Origin of the sequence: Arthrobacter sp. AG258, from assembly GCF_004364695.1 — a bacterium.
Lineage (GTDB): Bacteria > Actinomycetota > Actinomycetes > Actinomycetales > Micrococcaceae > Arthrobacter.
The window spans coordinates 216,704-225,631 of record NZ_SOBI01000008.1; the positions used below are offsets into that span (position 1 = coordinate 216,704).

Genomic DNA, 8,928 nt, shown 5'->3' on the forward strand with positions numbered 1-8,928 from the left:
TGGTGGTCCCGGCGGTCAGGGAGTGCAGGTAGGGGGCGTTCCGGGCGTTTGGCCGGCCGCACAGGTTGGCAGCGGTGAGATGGGCGTCGGCCCCGCCACGGGTGAGGTGGTGGGCGCCGGCGTCGGGGCCGCCGTGGTGGGGGCGGGTTTCGGAGCCGTCGCGTAGATGACCGTAATCAGCGAACCCTTGGGCACTGTTCCGGTGGGGTTCAGCTCCAGGACAGTTCCCGGGGTCGCGGTGCTCTCCTGCGGCAGGACCGTCACCTGGAGCCCCAGGCCGGCCAGCGAAGCCTGGACCTGCCGGTAATCCTTGCCCAGGTAGGCCGCCGGAATCACGTTGACCGTGTCCTGGGTGGGCGTGGGCGTGGGCGTTGGTGTGCTGCGGGTCTGCGTAGGCGTGGCCGACGCTGTGGTGCGGGTTGGGGTGGCCGACGGGGAAGGGGTGCTGCTGGTGCTGGTGCTGGTGCCGGACGTCGGGTTGCCGGCCGGCGAGAAGAGGCCCACCTGGTTCAACAGGAAACCCACCAGGGCAAACAGGAGCAGCAGGATTAGGGCGACCAAAGGCCAGGTCCAGGGACTGCGGCCCTTGCGCCGCGGCTCGTCGGCGGGGCCGTCGTCGTACCTCTCCTCCTCCTGGTCCCAGTTCCGTTCCGCCGCCAGGGCGTTGGCGCGCGCAAGATGCCCCTGCGGGCCGTCCGCGCCGGCGGCCGCTGCGCCTGCAGCAACCCCGGCCGCGGCACCGGCGGCACCGGCGCCCAGGACCGGCAATGCCGACGTTGCGGTGGGAGCGGAATCACGCTGCGCGCCGATCACGCCGGTGGGAGCAGTGGCTGTGTCCACCGGGGCGGTGATGGGTCCGGTCTCGGCATCGAACAGCAGCATGCCCGGCACGGCGGCGCGAGCTGCGTTGATGTCGCCGTTCCGGATGGCCTCCGCGGCCTCGGCCAGTTTGATGGCGTTGGCCGGGCGGTTCTTCGGATCCTTGGCCAGCATGGACATCAGGAGCGCACGGACCGGGGTGGGGAGAGACTCCGGGAGCGGTGGCGGTGCATCGTTCACCTGGGCCAAGGCAATGGCGATCTGCGATTCACCGGAGAAAGGCCGGTGTCCGGTGAGGCACTCGTAGCCGATGACGCCCAAGGAATAGATGTCCGATGAACCGGTGGCGGTCTGCCCGGTGGCCTGTTCCGGCGCCAGGTACTGCGCTGTTCCCATGACCTGGCCCGTCTGGGTCAGGGGGACCTGGTCGGCGAGGCGGGCGATGCCGAAATCGGTCACCTTGACCCGGCCGTCGGGGGTGATCAGCAGGTTTCCCGGCTTGACGTCGCGGTGGACCAGGCCCTGCGCGTGCGCGACGGCCAAGGCCCGGGCAGTCTGGGCGATCATCGAGAGCGTACGGTCCGGCGAAAGCACCTGCTCGTGCTCGATGATGCTGCTCAGCGGCTGCCCCGGAACCAGTTCCATGACCAGGTAGGCGGAGCCCTCCTCTTCGCCGTAGTCGAAGACGTTGGCGATGCCCACGTGGTTCAGCAGGGCCGTGTGGCGGGCCTCGGCGCGGAAACGCTGCAGGAAGCCGGGGTCGCCGGTGTACTCCTCCTTCAGCACCTTGATCGCGACGATGCGGCCCAGGACGAGGTCTTTGGCTTTCCAGACTTCGCCCATACCGCCGATCGCGATCCGCGTGGTCAGCTGGAATCTGCCGCCGAGGGTGATTCCGGTTGTAGGCCTCACTTATTCAACACCGCCTCAAAAATCTTCTTCGCGTTGGGACTGGTCAGCTTTGCTCCCGCGTAGATGTCTACGCCTTCCATGACAATCGTGACGCTGACCTTCGGGTTATCAGCGGGGGCGAACCCGGTGAACCACGAGTTGTTGGTTCCGTTTCCGAGTTCAGCGGTGCCGGTCTTGCCAGCGACCTGTACCCCGGGGACGGCCGCGCCCTTGGCGATGCCGTCGGTCACCACGCTGGTCATCCAGTCGGTGATTTGCTTGGCGATTTCCGGGGTGGTGGACGTCCTGAGCTGTGCCGGCTGGGGCTCGTCAATGACGCGCAGATCCGGGGACCGCAGGGTCTTGACCAGGCTTGGCGCCATCTGGACGCCGCCGTTAGCGATGGCGTTCGTCATCATGTTGACCTGCAGCGGCGTGACCCGGACGTCCTTCTGGCCGATGGCGGACTGGGCCAGTCCGGGCTTGTCCAGGTTGTCGGGGAACACGTTGCCTTGGGCATGGCCGAGCTTGAGCTGGTCCCCGACATCCTCGCCAATCCCAAACTTCTTAGCCTGGTCGGCGATGGCGTTGCGGCCAAGGTCCAATGCGATGCTCGCGAACGGTGTGTTGCAGGACTGCTGGAGTGCGAACGCGAACGTGGCGGTGTCCCTGGTGTAGCAGTTGCCGCCGGCGTAGTTGGGCAGCTTGTACTGGATGCCGTCAAATGGCATCTCAGCGGGATTGGGCAGCGCGCTGTCCTTGTTGTATTTCCCCGAGGCAAGCGCGGCCGCCGTGTCCACGAGCTTGAAAACGGATCCCGGGGCGAGCAGCGCGCCGGTGGGGCCGCTGACGTTCTGGTTCAGGTTAATGCCGGGCACCTTGACCAGTTCGTTGATGTTGGTGCTCTCCGCAGTGGGATCCTGCGTGGCCACCAGGTTCGGGTTGTAGGACGGCTTGGACACCATCGCAAGGATGGCGCCCGTCTTGGGATTGGTGACGACGATCGAGCCGCGCTGGCCATCCGGGATGAGGCTGTAGGCCAACTGCTGGATCTGTGGATCGATGGTCAGTTCCACCGACGCGCCCTTGGGCTGGTTGCCCAGGAAGAGCTGGCCTACGCGGTCCAGGAAGAGCTGGTCCGAGTTGCCTGCCAGTTCGGCCCCCATGGACTGCTCCAGCCCGGTGGCGCCGTAGTTCTGGGAGAAATACCCGGTCAGTCCCGCATACAGCTCGGGCTGGGTGTACGTGCGCTGGAATTTGCAGGTTTCCGAGTTGCTCTCCACCGACTCCGCCACCGGAGTTCCGCCCACAATGATCGAACCCCGGTCATTGCAGTAGGTCTGGAGGATGGCGCGCTTGTTCCACGGGTTGTCCTTGAGCTCATCGGCGCCCACCACCTGCACGTAGCTGATGGCCCCGAAGATCAGGGCGAACATTGCGATGGCCGCGACCCATGAGTGCCGTATTGCCTGGTTCATGCGTGCTTCACCGCCTCGGTTGGAGTATCAATACCTGTTGATTCGGACCCGGCCGACGGCGGCAGCGGAGTGGTGTCAACCGGCCCACGGGCCGTGTGCGAGATCATCAGCAGCAGCCCCACGATGATCCAGTTGGCCAGCAGGGACGAGCCTCCCGCAGCCAGGAAGGGCGTGGTGAGGCCGGTCAGCGGAATCAGCCGCGTGACGCCGCCGATCACCACAAAGCACTGAAGCGCCACCGCGAAGGACAGTCCGCAGGCCAGCAACTTTCCAAAGGCGTCCCGGGTACCCAGGGCGGCCCGGAACCCGCGGGTGAACAGCAGCAGGTACATCAGGACCACCGCGAAAAGTCCGATCAGGCCCAGCTCCTCGCCCAGGGAGGCAATGATCATGTCGCTGTTGGCGAACGGAACCAGGTCGGGGCGCCCCTGCCCCAGGCCGGTACCCACCAGGCCGCCGTTGGCCATGCCGAAGAGGCCCTCGACGATCTGGAAGCTGCCGCCGTATTGCCGCCCGTAGACCTCATCGGTGAAGGCGTTCAGCCAGCCGTCGATCCGCAGGCCCACATGGGAGAAAACCTGCGAGGCGATGAGGCCGCCACCCAGGAACAGCGCCATGCCAATGACGACCCAGCTGATGCGGCTGGTGGCCACATAGATCATGACGATGAACAGGCCGAAGAACAGGACGGAGGAGCCAAGGTCGCTCTGGAAGACCAGGACGCCAATGCTCACCAGCCAGGCGGCGATCATGGGGCCGAGGTCCTTGAAACGCGGGAACTGCAGCGGCCCCACCTTGCGGCCTGCGAGCAGGATGAGGTCCCGGTTGGAGGAGAGATAGCCGGCAAAGAAGATCGCCAGGGTGATCTTTGCGATTTCACCGGGCTGGAAGGTCATGGGACCTATCCGGATCCACACGCGGGCACCGAGGATTTCACCGGCGCTGATGCCTGGAATCAGGGGGAGCACCAGCAGGACTGCACTGGCCGCCAGTGAAATAAACGTGAACCGGCGCAGCACCCTGTGGTCTTTGAGGAACCAGATGACTGCAATGGCCACGGCCATGGCGATCAGGGTCCAGCGGAGCTGGTTGTTCCCGGTATCACCGCCGGGAGGGTCCAGCCGGTGGATCATCGCCAGGCCCAGGCCGTTCAGGGCAACTACCAGTGGAAGTATTACCGGATCAGCATATTTCGCGCGGAAGCGCAGGACGCCGTGGAACGCCAGGGATGCTGCGGCCAACAGGCTTGACTGGAACCAGAAATCGGAGTCAAAGGCCTTCTGCTGGTCCACACCCACCAGCATGTTCGCGCCGATGCCCACCGTCAGGGCAAGCAGCAGCAGGAGGAGTTCAACGTTGCGGCGGGGCTTGGGGGCGGTGTTGACCTGGCTCATTTGGCCCCCTGGCAGGTGATGGTGGGTGTGGGAGATGGTGACGGTGCCGTCGGGGTGGGCGCCGGTACGGGGGCGCCTGATGCCGGCGGAGGAGCCGCACTGTCGGTTGGTGCGGGTGGCGACGCGGACGCGGACGGCTTGGGGCATTCCTCTTCCGGTGACGTGCTGCCCGTCAGCTCGAGGTTCTTGACGATCCGCTGGGCGTCGTAGAGGTCGTTCGCCGGCACGGTTTGGCGGACGCGCTGCTGCGAGAAGGGCGGCAGGGAATCCATCCGGATATCAGTCACGGCTTCGAGGGATGAGAGCTGGATGGGGCCAAGCCGCTGGGAAACCCCGTTGTAGATGGCCACCCGGGAATCAAACTCGCCCACGTAATAGCGGGTTTGAGTCCAGGCATAGCCCAGCCAGAGGCCAATGGCCACCACGACCACCACGGCGGCTGCAACGGACCACGCGATCCAGCGGCGGGGACGAAGCGGAACAAGGGTGTCCGCGGTGTCGCCGGCCGGTTCCGCTTTGTGGGTGAGCAATGTTGCTGCGCGCCTGGCCACGGTGCGCCCGGCAACCGTGGGGATGGACCCGGATTCCGCGGCGGAAGCAGCCGCACCCACCAGTTCATGCGGGCGGGAGGCAAGCTCCTCGCGGAGGACCTCGGCGGACAGGTGTTCGCCCAAGTGCGGGTCCGTGCTGCCGGGCTCGGCGGAACGTGAGTCCGGGTCAGTGGCGTCGCCGTCGCCGGCTGCGGTGGATGTAGGTTCCTTTGCATCGTCGCCGGTGCCGGTGTCCGGCGGCGCGGGAGCCTGCCTGGCTTGATCCGAAGCGGGGGCTGCAGGCTTGGCGGCCCCTCCGGCAGCTGCCGCGGCAGCGGGCATGCTGCCAGACGGCGGCATGATGATCTCGACGGCGGCCGTGCTGACGTCGTCGGCCGTTTCCGGGACGATGTCCAGCACCACCACGGTGACGTTGTCCGGGGATCCGGCCTCAAGGGTCAGGTCAACCAGGGTTTCCGCGCACTCGCGCAGGTCCTTGGTTTCCCGGATTGTCCGTTCCACGGCATGCCCTGCAACGTAGTTCAGTCCGTCCGAGCAGAGCAGCCAGCGGTCGCCCTGCCGCGCTTCCAGTGTGTCCAGGTCCAGCTCGGGGCTGGCGTCGACATCACCCAGGACGCGCATCAGGACGTTCTTGTGCGGGTGCGTTTCGGCTTCCTCGGGCCGGAGGCGGCCCTCATCGATCAGCCGCTGGACAAAGGTGTGGTCTACGCTGACTTGCTTGAATTCTCCGTCGCGGAGCCGGTAGGCGCGGGAATCGCCGATGTGGGCGAAGTGCAGCTTCCCCCCGGCCAGCAGCAGGGCGGTCACGGTGGTGCCCATCCCCGCGAGCTTGGGGTTGATGTGCACCAGTTCGGAGAGCAGGGAGTTGGCGGTCTGTATTTCGTCGGCCAGGATGGTGCCGGCATCGTCGCCGTAGTCGGGCCGGTCCAGGTGGATCATGTCCAGGACGGTGGCGGCGGAAGCGACGTCACCACCTGCGTGCCCGCCCATGCCATCGGCCACCACCGCGAGGTGCCGGCCCACGTAGGCGGAGTCGTCATTCTTGGAGCGGATACGGCCCACGTCCGAACGCGCTGCGTAACGCATGATGAGGGGCCGCTCCGCCGGATCGGGTCCGGGTGCGGTTTTTTCAGTGACGGCCACGGCTACGGCCTCAATTCGATGACCGTCTTGCCGATTCTCACGGGTACCCCTGGCTCAACCGGCAAGGCGCGGGTCAGTTGCTGGTCTCCCAGGTATGTTCCATTGGTGGAGCCGAGATCTTCGATGAACCACCGGCTTCCCTGCGGGAACAGCCTGGCGTGGCGGCCGGAGGCGTAATCGTCCTCCAGGACCAGGGTGGCTTCCTGGGCGCGTCCCAGGAGGATGGGGCTGGCGGCCAGGGGAAGGGTTTTGCCCTTGAGTGGGCCTTCCACCACGACCAGCTGCCGGGCCTGCTGCTTCACAGGCTGTTGCAGCGGTTCGGCCAGTTCCGGGTTACGGCGGACCTGGCGTGCCGTGGGTGCGCCGGCAGCTGCCTTGCGGCCCACCATGAGGTCGCGGCGCATGGCCGAGACGATGCTGAAGATGAGCACCCAGAGGAGCAGCAGGAAGCCGAACCGCAGCGCGGTGATGGTGAGGTCGCTCATGCGCGGCCACCCGGGCTGGCAGGAAGCAGGCGGAAGATAATCTTTGTCCGTCCCATCGTGATGGTGGAGCCGTCCGTGAGTTCGGTGCTTCCGGAGACCCTCTGCCCGTTGACGTAGCTGCCGTTGGTGGAACCAAGGTCCACCGCATTCGTTACGCCGTCGGCCGTGCGGATTTCGAGGTGGCGGCGCGAGACACCGGTGTCCTCGATGTGGATGTCTGCCTCGGAGGACCGGCCCAGGATGATGGACTGGGCGTTCAGCGAATAACGCTGGCCGTCAATATCGAGCACAGGCTGGAGCCTCGCCGGCTGCCGGCTCGGTGCCGCGGGAACATTGGGCCGCGCCTGGGCGGGTGCAGGAGCCGGGGCACCTTGGGATTTCTCGGTCGAGGAAGCGATCTCGAAGTCACCGGCCCGAAGCCCGGACTCCCGGCGAAAGGATATCCTGACCGGCCCCTGGAGGATGTAGCCCTGGCCGCGGACATGGTTGATGACGACGTCGCAGAGTTCTTCGGCGAGGGGAGTGCCCCACTCCTGTGCCCGCCGGAAGTCCTCATCGCTGAGCTGGACATCGAAAACGTTGGGCACCAATGTGCGGCCTGCGGCCACGGTAAGGGCCTTGTGGTCCACTTCGCGGCGGAGCCTGCTGGCAATCTCCACGGGCTCGACCTGGGCCTTGGAACCGGTGGAGAAGACACCGCGGACGGCCTTTTCAATGCCGCGTTCGACCCTGTCCAGCAGACCCATGGTTCTTCTCCTTTCCCCCCGGTTCCAGGGAAGCCGTTGTTCCTGACCAGCACCTGCAGTGCAGTGCGCCGCATTGTGGGGTGGCTGCCGACGGCAGCCGCTCCTGTATCCGATACTACTGGCCAGCCCCGTGAATGACCTTAATCCACAACGGCCGGGCGGCGGCAAAAGTTCGTCTTCACATCCGGGCGTCCCTCGCGCCGGCCCGGCGTTCGGCAGCGTCGAAGGCCCGTTCCGGTGCAGTTTTTGCGCTGCCGACAGCCGGGTCCGGGGGTGCCGAAGGCGGCGGCCTGGCGGCCAATTGGTAATTTGCCGCATGTGTCCGTTATGCTTGATCTCGCTGCTTTTACGAGGTGCAGGTACGGAAATCCGCGCCGGCTGAGTGGAAGAAGTTGCGCGCGAGTGGCGGAACGGCAGACGCGCTGGCTTCAGGTGCCAGTGTCCGAAAGGGCGTGGGGGTTCAAATCCCCCCTCGCGCACGCATATGGAAAAGCCCCGGTCTTGGACCGGGGCTTTTTTGCGTTCCTGGCCGCTCATGGGCTGGTTCGCGGATCCGTCCCTATAAAGAGCGGGTGTGCGAACACGCTTAGGAATGCGGCGGCGAAGCGTCCTGCTGCGCGGCCGGGCGCGCGGACGCCTTGAACCGGCGTCGTGAATTGGCCAGGTGGCTCCGCATGGCAGCTGCCGCGGCCGCCTCGTCACCATCGGCGATGGCCTCCAGGATGGAGCGGTGTTCCAGCACCACCTGGTCGAAATGGTCCCGGGCATAATGCTCGACGCCGGTCATCAGGCGGGTGCGGGGCATCGCGATCATGGTCTGCCCCAGGGCTGCCAGGCAGTCGGAGTAATAGGGGTTGCCGGAGGCCGCAGCCACGGCCCGGTGGAATTCGAAGTCCGACTTCATGGCGTGGGCGGGGTGGCCCGAGCTTTCGGTAAAGGCTTCCAGTGCGGTGCCGACGGCCCGCAACTGCCTGTCCGTGCGGTTGCGGGCCGCCAGTGCCGCGGCCTCCGTCTCCACGCCCATGCGGAATTCCAGCAGGTGGAGCCTGTCCTCTGTGCTGGTCACTGGGCGTCCACCCGGCATGGCCGGCGGTGCGTCCGAGGGCGGCGTGAGGGCGAAACTGCCGCGTCCGCGTTCGGTTTCAACGAGTCCCTCGGCCTGCAGCCTTGTCAGGGCTGCACGCACCACCGTGCGGCTGACGCCGAAATCATTGATGAGCGTGTTTTCGCTGGGCAGCTTCTCGCCCGGCTGGATGACACCGTCGACGATGCGGTTGCGAAGGTCAGCGGCGAGATCCGCGGTGAGGTTCCGGCTCATGGGTCAAGGTTACGCGCCGAAGGCCACGCTTTCGGTTGTCCAGGCGCGGGCTTGGTCGCTGAGGGTGATGCCGAGGCCGGGGCGGTCCGGGACGATCATCCGG

General features: G+C 66.3%; 7 protein-coding genes, 1 tRNA gene and 1 pseudogene. 1 reads left to right on the top strand and 8 read right to left on the bottom strand.

Features of this window, described 5'->3' with window-relative positions:
* Positions 1-15 precede the first annotated feature (15 nt).
* The 6 genes from DFO47_RS17280 to DFO47_RS17305 are packed head-to-tail and all read right to left on the bottom strand — an operon-like array spanning position 16 to position 7,507.
* Entirely contained in the window at positions 16-1,731 is a 1,716-nt protein-coding gene (locus DFO47_RS17280; protein WP_133832428.1) for a serine/threonine-protein kinase, read from the bottom strand.
* On the bottom strand, positions 1,728-3,188 hold the full coding sequence (locus DFO47_RS17285; protein ID WP_133832429.1) for a penicillin-binding protein 2: 1,461 nt from the start codon (positions 3,186-3,188) through the stop codon (positions 1,728-1,730). Before DFO47_RS17285 ends, DFO47_RS17280 begins: the two co-directional genes overlap by 4 nt.
* On the bottom strand, positions 3,185-4,582 hold the full coding sequence (locus DFO47_RS17290; RefSeq protein ID WP_018762791.1) for an FtsW/RodA/SpoVE family cell cycle protein: 1,398 nt from the start codon (positions 4,580-4,582) through the stop codon (positions 3,185-3,187). The genes DFO47_RS17285 and DFO47_RS17290 overlap by 4 nt, the downstream gene beginning before the upstream one ends.
* Positions 4,579-6,219, bottom strand: coding sequence for a PP2C family serine/threonine-protein phosphatase (locus DFO47_RS17295; protein WP_133832440.1), 1,641 nt, complete (start codon positions 6,217-6,219; stop codon positions 4,579-4,581). The genes DFO47_RS17290 and DFO47_RS17295 overlap by 4 nt, the downstream gene beginning before the upstream one ends.
* 59 nt (positions 6,220-6,278) lie before the next feature.
* Positions 6,279-6,761: an FHA domain-containing protein gene (locus DFO47_RS17300; RefSeq protein WP_018762789.1), complete on the bottom strand. Its 483-nt coding sequence runs from the start codon at positions 6,759-6,761 to the stop codon at positions 6,279-6,281.
* On the bottom strand, positions 6,758-7,507 hold the full coding sequence (locus DFO47_RS17305) for a DUF3662 and FHA domain-containing protein (RefSeq protein ID WP_018762788.1): 750 nt from the start codon (positions 7,505-7,507) through the stop codon (positions 6,758-6,760). Before DFO47_RS17305 ends, DFO47_RS17300 begins: the two co-directional genes overlap by 4 nt.
* A 396-nt stretch (positions 7,508-7,903) precedes the next feature.
* Between DFO47_RS17305 and DFO47_RS17310 the strand changes: the two genes are divergently transcribed.
* Positions 7,904-7,986, top strand: a tRNA-Leu gene (locus DFO47_RS17310).
* Between the two features lie 107 nt (positions 7,987-8,093).
* Here DFO47_RS17310 and DFO47_RS17315 read toward each other — a convergent pair.
* Positions 8,094-8,825 (bottom strand): FCD domain-containing protein, encoded by a 732-nt coding sequence (locus DFO47_RS17315; protein ID WP_133832430.1) that lies wholly within the window; start codon positions 8,823-8,825, stop codon positions 8,094-8,096.
* A gap of 9 nt (positions 8,826-8,834) precedes the next feature.
* Positions 8,835-8,928 (bottom strand): annotated as a pseudogene (locus DFO47_RS21360) (mandelate racemase/muconate lactonizing enzyme family protein); the annotation flags it as partial.

Bases quoted from the DNA above. Each gene is read 5' to 3' on its own strand.
- DFO47_RS17285 (WP_133832429.1), bottom strand. From the start codon at position 3,188: ATGAACCAGGCAATACGGCACTCATGGGTCGCGGCCATCGCAATGTTC.
- DFO47_RS17290 (WP_018762791.1), bottom strand. From the start codon at position 4,582: ATGAGCCAGGTCAACACCGCCCCCAAGCCCCGCCGCAACGTTGAACTC.
- DFO47_RS17295 (WP_133832440.1), bottom strand. From the start codon at position 6,219: ATGCGTTACGCAGCGCGTTCGGACGTGGGCCGTATCCGCTCCAAGAAT.
- DFO47_RS17300 (WP_018762789.1), bottom strand. From the start codon at position 6,761: ATGAGCGACCTCACCATCACCGCGCTGCGGTTCGGCTTCCTGCTGCTC.
- DFO47_RS17305 (WP_018762788.1), bottom strand. From the start codon at position 7,507: ATGGGTCTGCTGGACAGGGTCGAACGCGGCATTGAAAAGGCCGTCCGC.
- DFO47_RS17315 (WP_133832430.1), bottom strand. From the start codon at position 8,825: ATGAGCCGGAACCTCACCGCGGATCTCGCCGCTGACCTTCGCAACCGC.